Here is a 15,490-nt window from a genome sequence, read left to right on the forward strand (position 1 = left end):
CACTTCGATGACCTTGCCGTTGGGAATCGTGGTCATCGGAATGCCCAGGTCGTCGGATTTGATGCCGTGGACGCCCGATGTGGTGGTGAGACGCAGCGTGGTGGGCTCGCCGACCGGAATCGTGATCTTGGCGGGGGTGAACTTCCAGTTAGCTACAGCGATATCGATCGACGGATGGGCCAGGGCCGTCGCTGCGGGCAACAGGGCTGCGGTGACCGCGAGCGCGATAGCTGCACCTAAGCCGATTCGACGTCGCATCAAGAACGTTTGCATGATACATCTCCTAAGAGTCGGACGTCTCAGCACATACGTCGCCGACCCAATGCTATTCTCGCTTGGCGGACTGTAAATCCTTATGTGATGGATCGGCTAATGCGAAGTAGCAGATGCCTTATAACTTTAGGCTTATCGTGAGCGAATCGCACCTTCAGACGAGTTCTCTGCACTGTCATCGTCGCAAGCTGCGACTCGCTGTTCGAGAAAGCGTCGTTCCATCGGATTGCGTGCTAGCCCGCGCGCGGCGCGAAAGTGGTCGCGAGCGATTTCGCGTCTTCCATTTCGAAGTTCGAGTTCGCCCAATGCTGCGGAGTAAAACGGATAACCAGCGAGACGATCGCTGTCGGCGATCGCGCGTATCTCTTCGAGTCCGCGATCGGGCCCATCGAGCTGCCCGATGGCGATCGCGCGGTTCAACGCCACGACTGGAGTAGGCCTAACGATCATCAACGCGTCGTACAGCGAGACAATCCTGCGCCAGTCGGTGTCCTCGGCTTGCTGCGCACTCGCGTGCACCGACGCGATCGCCGCCTCGACGTGGTATTCGCTAAGTTCCGACCCGCTGGCCGACAGCTCGAGCAGCGTCTTGCCATTTGCGAGGAGGTTTGGATCCCACCGCGATCGATCTTGATCGAAGAGCGAACTCAGGTTTCCCGCAGTATCGACACGCGCCGGCAATCGCGCCGCGTAGAAATACATCAGCGCACACAGCGCATAGGTCGCGGGTATAGCCGCGAGTGGTTGATCGAGGAGAAAGGATCCTAGACGCATCGCCTCGCGGCACAGCTCGACTCGCACCGCAGACTCGGCGGATGCTCCGTGGTAACCCTCGTTGAACAGGAGATACAAAGCCCGGTGTACGGCGGAAAGGCGCGTCGCGAAGTCGCGATCTGCGAGGTCGAACAGCCTTTTCGATCCGGCCAAAACCTTCTTCGCGCGTGTGATCCGTTTTTCTATCGCCGAATGGCCGCTGAGGAACGCGCTTGCGATCTCGTTCACGCTGAATCCGCAAAGGAGATGCAAGACGAGTGCCACTTGAGCTTGTTCGGACAATCGCGGCTGACAGCAGGAGAACATCATGCGAAGTTGATCGTCTTTGATCGCATTCGCTCCGAACATCTCTTCGACGGTCGGCACGAGCGTCCACTCGCTTTCGAGCCGGCGCTCGAGCTCCGGCGCAAAAGTGCGGGCGGTGCGCTCGCGCCGCAACACATCGATGGCGCGGCGCTTTGCAGTGGTCAAAAGCCACGCGGACGGGTTGTCGGGAACGCCTCGGATCTTCCAGGTCTCGAGGGCGCGGCAGAAGGCGTCTTGTACGACGTCTTCTACCAGCGCGAGGTTATGTACCCCGAAAATGCGCGTGAGGGCGGCGGTTATGCGCCCCGCCTCACGGCGAAAGAGATGTTCTCCAGGTTCCACTACATCTCCATGACAGGGCGAATCTCGACGAGGCCTCCCGTTTCAAAGATGGGGCATCCTTTCGATAGTTCCGCCGCCTGCGCGAGATCCTTGGCCTCGATCAAGGTATAGCCGCCCACGAGATCTTTGGATTCCGTGTACGGACCGTCGGTCACGACTTTCTGCTTGCCGCGCACGACCTTGCCCGTCTCTTCGAGCGGTTGACCCCGATCCTTCATGTGGCCATTTTGGCCCAGCTCCGTCATCCACGCGACCCATTTCTGCATAACCTTTTCGCCCTCTGCCGGCGAATTCGATCGCTCACCACCGCGGTATAGGAACACGAACTCACTCATGGTCGGTCCTCCTTGGATTGGCGCCTGATTGGCACCTCGAACCTTAGACGGGTGAGGTCCGTCGCACCGGACAACTTTCTCACCGTCAACCCGGACCGCCCTTCTACGACACCCCGAGGTAGCTCAACAGCACGCGTGTCAGTTCCCGGACTAGGTCGGCGTCGTTTTTGGGCAGTCTGGGGTCCTGAACTTCGGGCAAGGCGTCGAGCACGACGATCTCCTGCAAGACGAACCCCACGACGGTCAAAGCGAACGGCACGGCTTCTTCAGGCCGCGGATGGTTCATCTCTTTCCGCTTGAGGAGTAGGAAATCGGCGACGCGGTTGAGCGAACGAATGCTGATCTGCGCCGCCTTCTTCTTGAACGCGGTGCTGGGATGCGCCAGGATGAATTGCGTCATCGCGCGCAACGTTCCGGCATTTTTCCGGTGACCGATCAATGATTGTTCGACTATTTTCTCGGCGAACGTCGTTAGCGATCCGCGTTTCGCCAATTTCGGCGTTAGAACCGCTTCGTTTCCTTCGTCGTAGTTCTGCAAGGTCTCAAGTACGACGCTCCTCATCAGCGCGTCTTTATCGGGGAACCGCCGGTAGACCGAAGCGGGAGAAAGTCCGGCACGAGCGGCGACCCGAGGAACCGTTGCCCCATCCAAGCCTTTCTCGTTCAGAATCGCGCGAGCGGCAGCGATCAGTCGGCGGAGCGACTCCCGGCTGCGCTCCTGTTTCGGGGCCATCGTCTTCTTCAGCATCGTCCATTTCTTTCCGCGCGCGATAAATGGGTCTTGACAAAATGTGAATGTGGGTTTACATTCACATTATGGCGACGGCAATCCTGGATGCGCCGGTCCGTGCGGCGCACCCGCTTCGCAACCCTAAATTTAGGCTGCTTTGGATCGGCCGGACGGTCTCCAACTTGGGAGATCAATACTATCTCGTCGCCCTTCCGTGGCTCGTTCTTCAATTGACGAATTCTAGCCTAGTATTGGGAACGATCATGATGACGGCGACGATTCCGCTGGCCCTCCTTATGCTAGTGGGAGGGGCCGTGAGCGACCGCCTATCGCCACGGTTGGTCTGGATGGCGAGCACTTCGGTGCGTTCGTTTTCGGTCGCGTTCGCCGGAGTCCTTATCTGGTTCCACGCCATCCAGATCTGGCACGTCTACGTGCTTGCATTCGTGTTCGGCGTTGCCGACGCGTTCGCCGGGCCCGCGGCGCAGACGCTTGTGCCGTCGCTCGTGGACCGCGATCAGCTGCCGGCGGCGATCTCGGTGAATCAAGTCACACAGCAGCTCGCAACCATAGTGGGCCCAGCTCCGGCCGGTCTCGTGATCAAGGCACTCGGCGTGGCCTGGGCGTTCTTCATCGATGCCATCAGCTTTTTCTTCATCATCGGCGCGCTGTGGAATCTCCCCGATCCGCCGCGAGCGCGGGCCGCGACAGGCGGTAAGAAATTGCTCGACTCGATCGGAGACGGGCTGGCCTACATCAACAGCGACCCTGCCATGCGCTCGATGCTCATCCTCGCCGCGGCGCTGAACTTCTGTCTGTCCGGAACATTCTCGGTCGGATTGGTCTGGATCGCGAGACACAACTTTGCATCGCCCGTCGCGTTCAGTGTCTTCGTCTCTTCGGCGGCGCTCGGCTCGCTCGCGGGTCTTGTCCTTGCCGGCATCTACAGACCTCGCAGCCGGGGCGTCGCGATGCTCGTCGTCAGCGCGCTGCTCGCGTTGTGCACGGGAGTCCTGGGTCTAGCGACCCAAGTGGCGGTTGTGGCTGCGGTGCTTATCGCGATGGGTGCGGCCGCCGGCTTTCTTAACGTTCATATTCTTGCGTGGTTTCAACAACGTGTTGAACGCGAAATGCTCGGTCGAGCGACGAGTGTTCTGATGTTCGCAGCCGTGGGGCTCGCCCCGCTGTCTTTGCTTATCGCGGGCATCGCGGTGAAGTGGAGCGTCGTCGCGATGTTCGCCGGCGCCGGCGCGCTGATGTTGTTCGCGACCGCAATCGCCTCGGCCACGAAATCGGTCCGCGAGATAGCCTGACGTCCATAAGTCTGGCCTCGGGGTCCGAAGGAACTCGCCGCCCCGGATGAAATGACTCTGTTGTGATATAGGAGGGGCGCCTTGACCACACTGTTGCACGTTTATAAAACGGTTTCTGCGCAATTGTTCCGAACGCAAGAGCGTTCAACCGTTGCGGAAGAAGCGTGGGCCCGAGCCACACGTGACGAAGATATCCACATCGGCTCGTCCGATTTGACTTTTGGCAGCCGGCTCGACGGGACTCGGATTCGCGCTATCGATCTAATCCGCAACGCAAATCTGCCATTGGCTCTCGCGGAGAGAGCCATTTGCGCGCTCGATCACGCATACTACTCGGCCATCGAACATGTACGTGAGATGGACACCACTCTAAGCGCGTGAACCGTCTCGTCCGCCGGTCCTAACGGCCGGCCCGGAAGGACCAGGCCAGACGCTGCCTAACAACGCATCCGTTCCACCTTCCGCCAGATGAGAAGGATGCGATCATGCCGACTTGCCATACTTGCGATCTTGACGTGTCTGAGGTTTATCAGCTCGGCGAATTTCGGCTGTGCACCGATTGCCTGCTGGCCGGGCGCTTGCGAGAGTTGTTGAAGATAGATATGCCCGCTGTGGAACAGACCGTGAACGGCACCGGGCGGTCTGGACCGATCGTGAATCTCTCAAATCCGTCGCGGCGCTGAGAAAATCGCAAACGACAGCGGCTGCCCATGAACCGGTTCGCGACGCTGGCCGTTGCCATCGTGCTGGTCGCCATTGGAATCGCGCTTTACGTCCATTCGTCCGACAACTATGCGGCATGCAAGTCCACGATTGGCGGCATTATCCGGGCGTTGGATCCGGCATCGGCCCGTGATTGCGCCGACGCGAAAACCCAATACGTCGGCAGCATCGTGCTCATCGTGGTGGGTGGTCTCGCGTTCGTAGCCGCAGTGATCCCAGGTCGAAAACTCGGGTAGGGGCCCGCCGGCTAAAAGCGTTTCAAGAACACAAGCTCGGGGTCGCCCGGGTCGATATTGTCGATCCGTCCTGACGAAATAAATCCCCACCGCGCAAGCGCCGCAAGCATCACCGCATTTGACCGGTTGGTCGACGTGAACAGCTCCCGGTTGTCGCAGCGCGCTTCGACGGCCGCCAGCAGCGCCGATGCCACGCCGCGCCGCCGGCACATCGGCTCGACGACCAAGAGCGAGAGGAAATCGCGCTCGAAAAAGTTCCGGTGATGGATCGCAAAGCCGGCGAACTTGTCCTCGAGCGTCGCGACAAGTGCTTCACCCGCGCTCACCACACCGTCGTACCAAGCGCGGCTACGAGGTCTCCCGGGCACTAGCGCATCCAAGGCTTTCATGTATGCCGCATCATCGGCCGCTGCAAACCTAACGTTTGTACTTGTCGGCATAACCGCAGTCGACTTTGATCAGCCAAGCTCCACTGGGCTGCTTTTCCCAGATCTCGAAGTACCGTCCAGCCCCGCCCTCTTCATCCGCCTCAATGGCGGCATGGCCTTTCGTGATGTCCCCGCCACCCGATGGAAGTTCGATACCGTCGGGCGCGAATAAGGCTGCGTACGCTTTGGCGTCGCCGGCCTCCGGCGCTTTCAAGAATTTCGCGTTGCCCGCGTCGATGGACCGGCGGACCGGTGCAAGCGGAGAATCTGCCCGCGCCGCCGTCGCGATGCCGGGCGCGAAGACTATGCCTAGCGCTGCGATAGACGCAAGCGCGATTCTCGTCCGGTTCACTTGGTCTCGTTTTCCGCCATTTGGCTATTGGCCTGACAGCGTCGTCGCGTTGAGAGCTTGCCCGATCTCCGTCCGGATATCCTCGAAATTCGCCTGCGTCACTTCATCAAGTCTTCGTTGAGCGAGCGTCGAGTCGAGCCGGTCGCGCAGCCACGCGAGATGGTGACGCGCGAGGGCGCGGGCGTCGCTTGGCGTGCCGAGTTCCGGATGCAGCATCATGTTCACGAGCATTTCTGAATAGTGATGTTGCAACGCGCGATGAACCGCCGGCACATCATGCAGCCCTGCCGTGCCGAGATCACCCCATACCGCGTCGTCCGTCCAGTCGAAGAGGTCGGCGAGGCTCATGGTCTGATCCTGACTGGACGCGACCGCTTGGATACCGTCAAGGCGCGCCAGCACGGTCGGCTGCCACATCTGGCGCAGCAATATCGACTGATATGCTTGCGCGAACTCGTCCACCGGCAGGTCGAGCCGGCCGCTCGCATTGGGATCGCTTTGCCAGTGGCTGAACCGGTCCGAACCGAGTCGTTGAAGCAGCGCCGGCGGATACGTGAAGGCGTCGTCGGCGAACACGTATTGCGTCAACATTCCGAAAGCGCGACGCTCGTCCGATCGCGCCACCGGCACGAACGGCGGTTTGGCGTTCGGATCGCCGCGATGATTTCTTGTGAAGTACTCGCCGCCGATGAAATGGGTCGCATACGCCGCCGTACGGAACCAATTGTTCATCGCCACGAGCATGCCGTAGCGGGTCGACTCGTAACTTTCGCCCTCACGAGGCAGACGTTGGGTAAGAGTTCGAAACAGACGCTGGTCGATGGTGAGCTGATTTTGGACGAACGCGAGGGGATCGGCGCCGAGATCGAACGTGCCCACGCGCGGATCGGTGGCAAAGCCGTCGGACCATTGGTTGTCTTCGTCGGTGGCATAGATCAAGTCGTGCGCGGTGGCTTTAGAGGCGATCGCGTTGAGCGCCGGCCGTTCGTCATCCGGTGACCGGCCCGCAAGCGGTTGATAGCCGTACTTGATGCTGAAGTAGTCGGCCGGGCCGAGCGTGGTCTGAAAGTAAGCGCCCTGCGGCTGGCCATGCGGGGAGAGATTGAGCGGCGTATATTCCATCACCGAGCCGACCAGGCCATGCGCGGCGGTGAATTTCGAGTCGTGCAACCGCGCCAGCGGATAAATCGTAGAGCTCTCAAAGTTGTGACGCAGACCCAAGTTGTGGCCGGACTCATGCAGCACGATGGATTGAACGAACGCGCTGGTGAACGACGAAGGCGCGATGCCGGACGCGCCAAAGCGGCCGTCGAGGCCGAGCGCAAGCTCTCCCCATGCGAGCTGCTGCTGCTCGCCTTGTCCGTAATCGCACTCTTGAGCGGAACACGCGCTGTCGGTCAGTTGCGCGGCGACGTGATTCGGATCGACGAAATTCTCATACGTATCCGCGCCGCTTCGCACGAGGTTGCCGTCGATCACGATGTCGGCTCTGAAGATCTCGCCGGTGAGCGGGTTGACGAGCGAGGGCCCATAGGCAAACGCTGCGCCCGGACTGACCACCCAACGAACGACCGAGTACCGGATGTCGTCGGGGTCCCAGGACGGATCGTCGGGCTGCTGCCGCACCTCCACGGCGTCGGTGATGCCGATGGCCGCGAACGCACGATTCCACGTCAGCAGTGCGTTGCGGATCGGCGCCCGGTATTCGAGCGGTACGTCGTTTGCGATGTAGTAGACGATCGGATTCTTCGCCGGCGAGACGCGAGCCGACGGGTTGGTCTTCTGCAGATTCCAGCGATTGATGTAGCGCACGAAGCTCGTCGGACCATTGGGGTCGTCGTATTGGCGGCGGGCGGTGACGAAGTAGCCCACGCGGTCGTCCGCTAGCCGCGGCCGATAGCCGTCGTCAGGCAGATCCGTCACGCTATAGCTTAGGCGTACGAACAGACTGCGCGCATCGGGCACCGTATCGATCGGTCCCGGCGTCGACGACGTAAACGTCAAGTCGGCCTCGAGGTCGATGTTCCGCGGAAAAGATTTCGAGGGTCCGAAATAGGTCAGGCGAGGATCGAGGCGGTAGCGGACGGGCGAACCTCCGGGCCCGGCCGGTCCGTTGATCCCATCGCTCAAGTCTTCGAGGTCGGAGAGAAACAGATCAGCGGAGAAGACGATGCCGCCCGTGCGCCGGTCAACGGCGGTGACCGCCTGAGCATCGAGCACCGATGGGGGATAGGAGAGAGCCACTGCGCGCTGTTGCGGACTTCCTTCGCGCGCCTTGCCGAACGGATTTTGCGCTTCGATGAGAATCTCGTCACCGACCCGATGGAATTGGACGAGAATCGTATCGAAATCGATGCCCGAAAATAGCCCTTCGCCCAGTCCGCTTGCAAGAATCGGCGCGACCATGAATGTGCGGTCGAGTTGTGAAGGCGCGAGTTCGAGATACACGCGTCCATGCTTGCGCCAGACGGTGAACAACCCGGGCTGGGGAGTGGCGCCGTCGGAGAACCGGTCGAAGCTCATCTGCCCTTCGTCCGCGGGCGTCGGAATCGCCGTCGGAATAGAACTTGGGGCCGCGGATGGGCTCGCCGTGACGGCAACGGCGGGACTCGAGGAAGGCGACGCCGTCGGAATCGGCGTGGGCAACGCAAGGCTTCGCGACGGCGCATCGCAGAGCATCAAGGAACAGACGCCGGCTACAACAAGCGCCGTTTGGACCAAGAACCGCAATGCATTTCCTCCGAGAGCAATACCTACGACGGCCGGCGGATGATTTCTTTGAAGGCGCTCTGTGCTATACTGTGCGGGTCGAGCGCGCCGGGCGATCGCGGGCCTCGCAAGAGGCTTGAGGAAAGTCCGGGCTCCGCAGGGCATGGGTGCCGGCTAACGGCCTGTCGGGGCGACCCGAAGGAAAGTGCCACAGAAACAAACCGCCGAGGACCGATCGGGTTTACTCGATCGGATTTCGGTAAGGGTGAAATGGTGCGGTAAGAGCGCACCGGCGGCGTCGAGAGACGCCGGCCGGGCAAACCCCACCCGGAGCAAGACGGCTTGGGATTCGCCGCCTCGGCGGCGCGAGCGGCCCGCTCGTTTCCCACACATCGTCGCATCAGGCGTCCGGCGACGGACGCCGCAGAGAGATGATCGCCGCAGCGTCGTGCGCAAGCGCGGCGCGCGCACAGAACCCGGCTTACAGGCGCGCCTCGATACGATTGTAGGGGCCGACTTTTTACGGTCGGCCCCGCTCGCCCAAATGGGCAAGCGATGCATGCCCTAGTACAATAAACGGATGTGATTTGATTACTTGCGGCGGCGAGAAATCGATTTGCGGGCGGAAAAGCCTTCGTCGATGCCGTGCCAGAATCCGATCTCGATCTCGTCCATCTTCCAACAAAGATGAACGAGCTGACCCCCGCGCAATGCCGGAAAATCGAGCAGGCCTAGATCCAGATCCTTGACGACGCATCCGTGGGATTGAATGCGTTCGATCAACTCGACGAGCTCGGCCTGCATCTCCTGCGCCTGGGCATCTTGCACCGCCGCGCGCTGCACCCCGCCGGCATCGGCGATCATGAGCTTCGCGGTCTGTGCCTCCAGCAGTTTTATGGCTAGGTCACGGCGCTTGCTCACCAAGTCTTCGATGAGCGGTCGCAACACCGGCAGCAAAGCAGACGCCTCTTCGAGGCGAAACACTTTCACCCAACAATCCTCCGTGTCGACTACCCCGTCCGCTCTTCTCTCCCGGCGGGGCAACCTCCGGCTGGCGGCAAATACTAAGAATCGTGACGCCCGATTCCGCATCCACGAAGCAATTTGTCATCGTCACCGGCGTATCCGGCGCGGGCAAGAGCCAGGCCGCAAAATGCCTCGAAGACCTCGGCTTCTTTTGCGTCGACAACCTGCCTGCCGGTCTCATCCCGAAATTTGCCGAATTGGTCGACGTAAGCCGCAGCCTGCGCAAAGCGGCCTTAGTGCTCGACATCCGCGGTGAAGAGATCTTCGGCGATCTGCTCGACCAACTGCAGGCGATCAAAGCACAGGGCGTCGACTACCGGCTGATCTTCCTCGATGCCAGCGACGAAGTGCTCGTGCGCCGGTTCTCGGAGACGCGACGCAAGCATCCTCTCGCGGACGGTGGCCGGCTCATCGACAGCATCATCGCCGAACGCGAGGAGCTCAAGTCCGTCCGCGACGCGGCAGACCTCATCATCGACACGTCATCACTCACGCTCTCGGCGCTCAAGGAGAAGCTCGGACACGCGGTAGGAAGCTCGTCGCACACCAACCCGATGACGGTCTCGGTCGTCGCGTTTGGATTCAAACACGGCATCCCGCTCGATGCGGATCTTGTCTTCGACGTGCGTTTCTTGCCGAACCCGAACTACGTGCCGGAACTGCAGCCGCTCGACGGCGGCCATCCGAAAGTCATCGCGTTCTTGGACGCCGTCCCCGAGGCGCAATCGTTCAAGGTCGAGCTCTATAAGTTCCTCGATTTTCTGCTGCCGCAATTCATCGCCGAGGGCAAGGCGCATCTCACCATCGCGATCGGATGCACGGGCGGCCGTCATCGTTCGGTGTATCTCGCGAACGATCTCGTCAGACATCTGATGGAAAAGGGAATTCAGGCGTTCGTGGAGCGCCGCGATGCCAAAGTCTAGGTCCAGCGGCACACTCGACCGCCTCCGCCATTGGCTGTCGCCCGGGATGCATCTGAAACGATGGCTGACGGTGGCGGCGATCGGCGGCTTTTTCTTCCTCGACGGCTTCGGCAGGGTCCTCGACGCCCATTTCTACAATTTCCATATCAATCAGTCGATCGACCACGTCATCTTGCCGTACGTCTCGGGACCCGCGCTCCAATGGCTGTTCATGTTCATTGGCGCAGCGCTCGTCTTCTTCGGCGTGCGCCAGTGGATGCGCTCGATCGTCTACGCCGTTCGGCCGGAGGCCGGAGCCCGTCTGATCGAGACGATCTACGAAGCTCGCCGGTTGAACCGCGGACTTCGAATCGCGGTCGTTGGTGGCGGCACGGGCCTGTCCACGGTGCTGCGCGGTCTGAAGTCGTATACGTCGAACCTTTCGGCGATCGTGACCGTCACCGACGACGGCGGTTCGAGCGGCAGGCTTCGGCAGGAGCTGGGCGTGCTGCCGCCGGGCGACATCCGCAATTGTCTCGTCGCGCTCGCCGACAGCGAGTCGATGATGACGGATCTGTTCCAGTACCGCTTCCACGACGGCAATGGGCTCTCCGGGCACTCGTTCGGCAATCTCTTCATCGCGGCCATGTGCGGGATCGCCGGCAATTTCGACCAGGCCATAAAAGAGAGCAGCCGCGTGCTCGCGATCAAGGGCCGCGTGTTGCCCGCAACGCTCGCCAACGTCGCGCTGGAAGCGGAGCTCGAAGACGGATCAATAGTGCGCGGCGAATCCACGATCTCGCGCTCGACGGCGCGCATCAAGAACGTGCGTCTCGTTCCGGCGGAATGCCAAGGGCTTCCCGAAGCGATCGAAGCGATCGAGTCTGCGGATGCGGTCATCCTCGGACCAGGCAGCCTATATACGAGCGTGATGCCGAACCTTCTCGTCCACGGAATCGCCGAGGCGATCGTCCGGTCGCGCGGAGTCAAGGTCTACATCTGCAACATCATGACGCAGCCTGGGGAAACCGACGGCATGTCGGCGAGCGAGCACGTGCGCGCGCTCGTGAGCACGACCCATCTCCGGCTCATGGATTACGCCTTGGTCAATGTCGAGCAACCGCACAGGCTCCTGCGCGTGTACGAGAAAACGCGCGCGTTCGCCGTCGCACCGGATTTCGATGCGATCGCGTCGCTCGGCGTCACGCCCGTGCCCGGCAAGTTCTTGTCCGAAACAGAATTCTTGCGCCACGATCCGGGGCGCGTCGGGGGCGCGATCATCAAGCTGATCAACGATGTGATCGGCGCGTCGGTCACCTAAATCGAAGGGCGGCCGAACTCGAGCGCGATCGCTCGGCCAAGCCTTTCCGCCGCATCTTCGGTCAGCGGCACGGCCCGCAGTTTCGCCTCCTCGAGCGTCATCGGCTCGGTGATGATGCTGATCGCGGAAGTGAGGCCGAGCTCTTCGAAAACCTCCGCGGTGCAGCCAAGCGATCCGACGATGGCGACGACGGGCACGCCGCGGCGGCGGCCCGCCTGCGTCACGGCGTAGGGCGCCTTTCCGGCGAGCGTCTGACGGTCCAGACGTCCTTCGCCCGTCACGATGAGGTCCGCCCCTTCGAGCCGCCGTTCAAATGCAAGCGCTTCCAAGACAAGATCCGCGCCCGGGCGCAGTCTCGCACCTGCCAACGCCATGAAACCAAAGCCGGCCCCACCCGCGGCGCCTGCACCCGGAACGTCTCGGACGCGCGCTCCGATCGAGCGCTCGACGACGTCTGCGTAGTGCGCGAGCGCGCTGTCCAGGCTGCGCACGTCGCTCGGACCGGCGCCCTTTTGCGGTCCGTAAATGGCGGACGCGCCGTTGTCGCCACACAACGGGTTAGCGACATCACAGGCGATGTCGATTGAAATCCCACGGAGGCGGGAAGCCAACGGTGCGGCGTCGACCTCAGCCAACTCGGCAAGCGCCGCGCCCCCCGGCGGCAGCGGCCTGCCCGTAGCATCGGAAAAGATCGCTCCAAGCGCGGTAAGCGCCCCTGCTGCGCCGTCGTTGGTCGCCGATCCGCCGATTCCTAAAATGACGTGCTTCGCGCCGGCATCGATCGCGGCAGCGATAAGCTGGCCCGTTCCATAGGTGGACGCGGCGAGCGGATCGTTTTTTCCAAAGGCGATGAGCGCAAGACCACTCGCTCGCGCAAGTTCGATCACGGCCCTATCCCCGGGAAGCAAACCGAACGTCGCGCTGACGATCGTTCCATCCGGGCCCCGGACGTCGAGCGTCTCAAGCTTGCCGCCGAGCGCATCCACCAACACATCGGCCGTACCGTCTCCGCCGTCAGCGACAGGCACGACGTCGATCTGCGCTGCCGTGAACGCGCGCTTCAAACCGCGAGCCATGGCTTCGCCCGCGGCGCGAGCGGTCATCGAACCTTTGAACTTGTCCGGGGCGACGACGATGCGCACGGGCGGCTACGCCTTCGCAGCGCGGCCCAGCACCTCGGGATTGAGCGCGGTGGGCGGCGCCTCACCCGCGAAAAATGCGATGACGTTGCGCGCCGCGATCTCGGCCATCTTACCGCGCGTCGCGACGCTCGCGCTGCCGATGTGCGGCAGGAGCACGACGTTTTCGAGGGCCGCGAGCGCCGGCGATATTGAAGGTTCGTGCTCGTAGACATCGAGACCGGCGGCAGCGATGACGCCAGTGCGTAAGGCCTCGGCGAGGGCCGCTTCTTCGACCACCGGACCTCGTGACGTGTTCACGAGCACCGCGGTCTTCTTCATCTTTGCAAGGGCGGCTGCATTGATGAGGTGGTGGGTGCTCGGCATCAACGGCACGTGCAGGGTTACGAAATCCGCCATCGCGAGGAGCTCGTCCATGCTCACAAACCGGGCATGCAGCTCCGCCGCGACCTCAGGCGGCACGGGTTGTGCGTCGGTGTATATGATCTGCATGCCAAAACCCGCGGCCCGGCGCGCGACGCCTCGTCCGATCCGCCCGAAGCCCACGATGCCCAACGTGGCGTGATGGATGTCTTGGCCCATGAGCTGCATGATGCCCCATCCATCCCATGTGCCGCTGCGCATGACGCGCTCGGCTTCGCCCAGCCTGCGAGCCGCCGCCATCAGCAACGCGAAGGCGAGATCCGCTGTCGTATCGTCGAGCACACCAGGCGTGTTGGACATGACGACCCCTGCGGCGGTGGCGGCTTGCACATCGAGGTTATCGAATCCGACCGCCACATTGGCGATGATCTTCACCGACGGCATCTCGGCCAGAACCGAGCCGTCCACTTTTTCGGTGACGAGGCAGACCAGCGCGTCCTTACCTTTGCACGACGCGATCAGCTCATCGCGCGTCGGCGCCCGGTCGTGCGGCCACACGTCTACATCGAAATGTGCGCGCAATAACTCGAGTCCGACGTCGGGAATGACGCGGCTGACGAAGACCTCCGGCTTTGCCATCAGCCAATCGTGTTGGTCTTAGGCCGGCCGGTGTAGCCGAGCTTCGCCGAGATCTCTTGCGCCGCTTGGACCACGTGCTTGATGATGCGGTCCTTCTGCACGTTTTGCGCGCCGATCTTCGGGACCGAGACAGATATCGCGGCGATGGGGCGGCCCGAATAGTTGAACAGCGGCGCACCCACGCAATAGAGCCCCTCTTCGATCTCTTCGTTGTCCTCGGCGTAGCCTTGACGCCGGGCCTTTTCGAGATCCTGGCGCAGCAGATCGGGGTCGGTGATGGTGTTCTTCGTATACCGGGTGAGCGGCTTGGCCGCAAGAATGCGGTCGATCTCAGGGCGCTCGAGGTGCGCGAGCAGGGCCTTGCCGATGCCGGTGCAATGCAGGGGCCGCCGGGCTCCGACATCCGCATACATGCGCACCGAGCGGCGGCCGTCGATCTTGTCGATGTAGACGAGTTCGGCGTCGTCGATCACGCCGAGAAATGCCGTCTCGCCCAGCGCGTTGACCAGTTGCTCGAGGTGGGGCTTGGCTATCGCGTGCGCCTCCATCGAGCGCAAGATGCCGCAGCCGACTTCAAAAGCGCGCATGCCGAGAGAGTAGCGAGCGTTGTCGGGGTTCCATTTCACGAATCCCCGTGCTCGGAGGGTCTGAAGGATGCGGTGGACGCTGCTCTTGGAGAGGCCGATCGCCTGACCGAGCTCGCGGACGCCGATCTCTTTGGTCTGCGTACCGAGATATTCGAGAATGACGAGGGCCCGGTCGACCGAGTTGACTTTAGACTCGCCGCGCTGCTTTGGGCCGGTGGGCATATCGCCGGAAGATAACGCCACTATTGTCCTCCACGCCAATGCCGTACGCCGTCCAGGTGGCGCCAGGCTACAGGAACGGGACAGAGTTCATGGGTTCTCGGGGCGGTTCCTTCTAGCGAAACGCCCCTAATGGATCGCGACGAGTTGGAAATCGACCTCGTACTGCTGGCCGGCGGCGGCCACATGGACGCTTTTCGTCTGCGTTTGGTAGCCGGCATCGCTCGCAACGACCGATTCGTCTAATCCGGGGGAATCTAGCGGAACCCCCGTGACCCGGTACATTCCGTTGGAATCGGTGTGGGGATTGATGACCATCGAGATGACGATGCTCGCCCCGGCGATCGGTTTGCCCGTGACGCTGTCGGTCACGGTGCCAAAAACGGTGCCGTAGTTGCCCTGTCCTACGGGTCCACCGTTGCCGGTGTTGCATCCCGCGAGCGATGTGACCGCCGCGCAGAGTGCCGCAAGAATAAACGCATGACGCATGAAGCCAGCCGCTCCTTTTCGAGACCATCGATCCACCGACGGATATACGTAACGGCGTTCCGGCTGGTTCCCGTCAGTCCCGCGCGGATTCCCGGTCATTCTTTAGGCCGGCGAATGATCGCCACATTGTACGTCGCGTTGTACTGACCGAAGTGGACGAGTTCCCAACCGTCGTTCAGCGCTTGCTGAACTTCGTCAAGCCACGCTTTGGTCTTGGATTCGCCGGTGAGCACGCCGTAGTCCCACTGCGGATGCTCCGCTGCCGGCAGCTCCTTTTTCGCCAC

19 protein-coding genes and 1 other RNA gene are annotated in these 15,490 nt (G+C 61.9%); 7 read left to right on the plus strand and 13 right to left on the minus strand.

All coding sequences use genetic code 11. The features are described 5' to 3' along the window. The 4 genes from VII69_11670 to VII69_11685 all read right to left on the minus strand — a co-directional run. Positions 1 to 273, minus strand: a 273-nt coding sequence (locus tag VII69_11670) for a cupredoxin domain-containing protein (protein ID HEY5095765.1), incomplete at its 3' end; no start/stop codon positions are given. A 132-nt stretch (positions 274 to 405) separates the two neighbouring features. Further along, on the minus strand, positions 406 to 1,695 hold the full coding sequence (locus VII69_11675; protein ID HEY5095766.1) for a sigma-70 family RNA polymerase sigma factor: 1,290 nt from the start codon (positions 1,693 to 1,695) through the stop codon (positions 406 to 408). Further along, positions 1,695 to 2,030, minus strand: coding sequence for a YciI family protein (locus VII69_11680; protein HEY5095767.1), 336 nt, complete (start codon positions 2,028 to 2,030; stop codon positions 1,695 to 1,697). The genes VII69_11675 and VII69_11680 overlap by 1 nt, the downstream gene beginning before the upstream one ends. 103 nt (positions 2,031 to 2,133) lie before the next feature. Then, a complete protein-coding gene (locus VII69_11685) occupies positions 2,134 to 2,778 on the minus strand; it encodes a TetR/AcrR family transcriptional regulator (protein HEY5095768.1) in 645 nt (214 codons plus the stop codon). A gap of 68 nt (positions 2,779 to 2,846) precedes the next feature. On the opposite strand from VII69_11685, the gene VII69_11690 reads away from it, so the two are divergent. The 4 genes from VII69_11690 to VII69_11705 all read left to right on the plus strand — a co-directional run bounded on the left by VII69_11690 (position 2,847) and on the right by VII69_11705 (position 5,032). Further along, positions 2,847 to 4,073 carry an MFS transporter gene (locus VII69_11690; GenBank protein ID HEY5095769.1) on the plus strand — a complete coding sequence of 409 codons (1,227 nt, stop codon included), beginning with the start codon at positions 2,847 to 2,849 and terminating at the stop codon, positions 4,071 to 4,073. A gap of 81 nt (positions 4,074 to 4,154) precedes the next feature. Beyond that, a complete protein-coding gene (locus VII69_11695; GenBank protein HEY5095770.1) occupies positions 4,155 to 4,454 on the plus strand; it encodes a hypothetical protein in 300 nt (99 codons plus the stop codon). Positions 4,455 to 4,588: 134 nt separating this feature from the next. Then, the gene (locus tag VII69_11700; GenBank protein HEY5095771.1) at positions 4,589 to 4,756 is read left to right on the plus strand and encodes a hypothetical protein; all 168 of its coding nucleotides are present in this window, start codon (positions 4,589 to 4,591) and stop codon (positions 4,754 to 4,756) included. Positions 4,757 to 4,783: 27 nt separating this feature from the next. Beyond that, on the plus strand, positions 4,784 to 5,032 hold the full coding sequence (locus VII69_11705; protein HEY5095772.1) for a hypothetical protein: 249 nt from the start codon (positions 4,784 to 4,786) through the stop codon (positions 5,030 to 5,032). Positions 5,033 to 5,043: 11 nt separating this feature from the next. On the opposite strand, the gene VII69_11710 is transcribed toward VII69_11705, so the two are convergent. Genes VII69_11710 through VII69_11720 form a run of 3 tightly spaced genes read right to left on the minus strand, consistent with a single transcriptional unit; the run spans position 5,044 to position 8,542 of the window. Further along, positions 5,044 to 5,400 carry a GNAT family N-acetyltransferase gene (locus VII69_11710; GenBank protein ID HEY5095773.1) on the minus strand — a complete coding sequence of 119 codons (357 nt, stop codon included), beginning with the start codon at positions 5,398 to 5,400 and terminating at the stop codon, positions 5,044 to 5,046. 49 nt (positions 5,401 to 5,449) lie between these two features. Further along, positions 5,450 to 5,812 carry a hypothetical protein gene (locus tag VII69_11715; protein ID HEY5095774.1) on the minus strand — a complete coding sequence of 121 codons (363 nt, stop codon included), beginning with the start codon at positions 5,810 to 5,812 and terminating at the stop codon, positions 5,450 to 5,452. Between the two features lie 24 nt (positions 5,813 to 5,836). Further along, the gene (locus tag VII69_11720; protein HEY5095775.1) at positions 5,837 to 8,542 is read right to left on the minus strand and encodes a zinc-dependent metalloprotease; all 2,706 of its coding nucleotides are present in this window, start codon (positions 8,540 to 8,542) and stop codon (positions 5,837 to 5,839) included. A 79-nt stretch (positions 8,543 to 8,621) separates the two neighbouring features. Here VII69_11720 and rnpB point away from each other — a divergent pair. Continuing rightward, positions 8,622 to 9,022, plus strand: an RNA gene (gene rnpB / locus VII69_11725) — RNase P RNA component class A. Between the two features lie 90 nt (positions 9,023 to 9,112). On the opposite strand, the gene VII69_11730 is transcribed toward rnpB, so the two are convergent. Continuing rightward, positions 9,113 to 9,511 (minus strand): DUF2203 domain-containing protein, encoded by a 399-nt coding sequence (locus VII69_11730; protein HEY5095776.1) that lies wholly within the window; start codon positions 9,509 to 9,511, stop codon positions 9,113 to 9,115. A gap of 83 nt (positions 9,512 to 9,594) precedes the next feature. Here VII69_11730 and rapZ point away from each other — a divergent pair, with 83 nt between their 5' ends. Together rapZ and VII69_11740 are read left to right on the plus strand one after the other, a co-directional pair. Beyond that, positions 9,595 to 10,470, plus strand: a complete 876-nt coding sequence (rapZ, locus tag VII69_11735) for an RNase adapter RapZ (GenBank protein HEY5095777.1) — start codon at positions 9,595 to 9,597, stop codon at positions 10,468 to 10,470. Further along, positions 10,457 to 11,770 carry a gluconeogenesis factor YvcK family protein gene (locus VII69_11740; protein HEY5095778.1) on the plus strand — a complete coding sequence of 438 codons (1,314 nt, stop codon included), beginning with the start codon at positions 10,457 to 10,459 and terminating at the stop codon, positions 11,768 to 11,770. The genes rapZ and VII69_11740 overlap by 14 nt, the downstream gene beginning before the upstream one ends. Here the strand turns inward: VII69_11740 and VII69_11745 are convergent. From VII69_11745 to VII69_11765, 5 genes are all read right to left on the minus strand, one after another. Next, on the minus strand, positions 11,767 to 12,912 hold the full coding sequence (locus VII69_11745; GenBank protein ID HEY5095779.1) for a glycerate kinase: 1,146 nt from the start codon (positions 12,910 to 12,912) through the stop codon (positions 11,767 to 11,769). The genes VII69_11740 and VII69_11745 overlap by 4 nt on opposite strands. 6 nt (positions 12,913 to 12,918) lie before the next feature. Further along, positions 12,919 to 13,911, minus strand: coding sequence for a D-glycerate dehydrogenase (locus tag VII69_11750; protein HEY5095780.1), 993 nt, complete (start codon positions 13,909 to 13,911; stop codon positions 12,919 to 12,921). Beyond that, a complete protein-coding gene (locus VII69_11755) occupies positions 13,911 to 14,741 on the minus strand; it encodes an IclR family transcriptional regulator (protein HEY5095781.1) in 831 nt (276 codons plus the stop codon). The genes VII69_11750 and VII69_11755 overlap by 1 nt, the downstream gene beginning before the upstream one ends. Before the next feature lie 105 nt (positions 14,742 to 14,846). Continuing rightward, positions 14,847 to 15,206, minus strand: coding sequence for a carboxypeptidase-like regulatory domain-containing protein (locus VII69_11760; protein ID HEY5095782.1), 360 nt, complete (start codon positions 15,204 to 15,206; stop codon positions 14,847 to 14,849). A 95-nt stretch (positions 15,207 to 15,301) separates the two neighbouring features. Beyond that, the gene (locus VII69_11765; GenBank protein HEY5095783.1) at positions 15,302 to 15,490 is read right to left on the minus strand and encodes a hypothetical protein; all 189 of its coding nucleotides are present in this window, start codon (positions 15,488 to 15,490) and stop codon (positions 15,302 to 15,304) included.

Source organism: Candidatus Eremiobacteraceae bacterium (assembly GCA_036511855.1).
Classification (GTDB): Bacteria; Vulcanimicrobiota; Vulcanimicrobiia; order Eremiobacterales; family Eremiobacteraceae; genus JABCYQ01.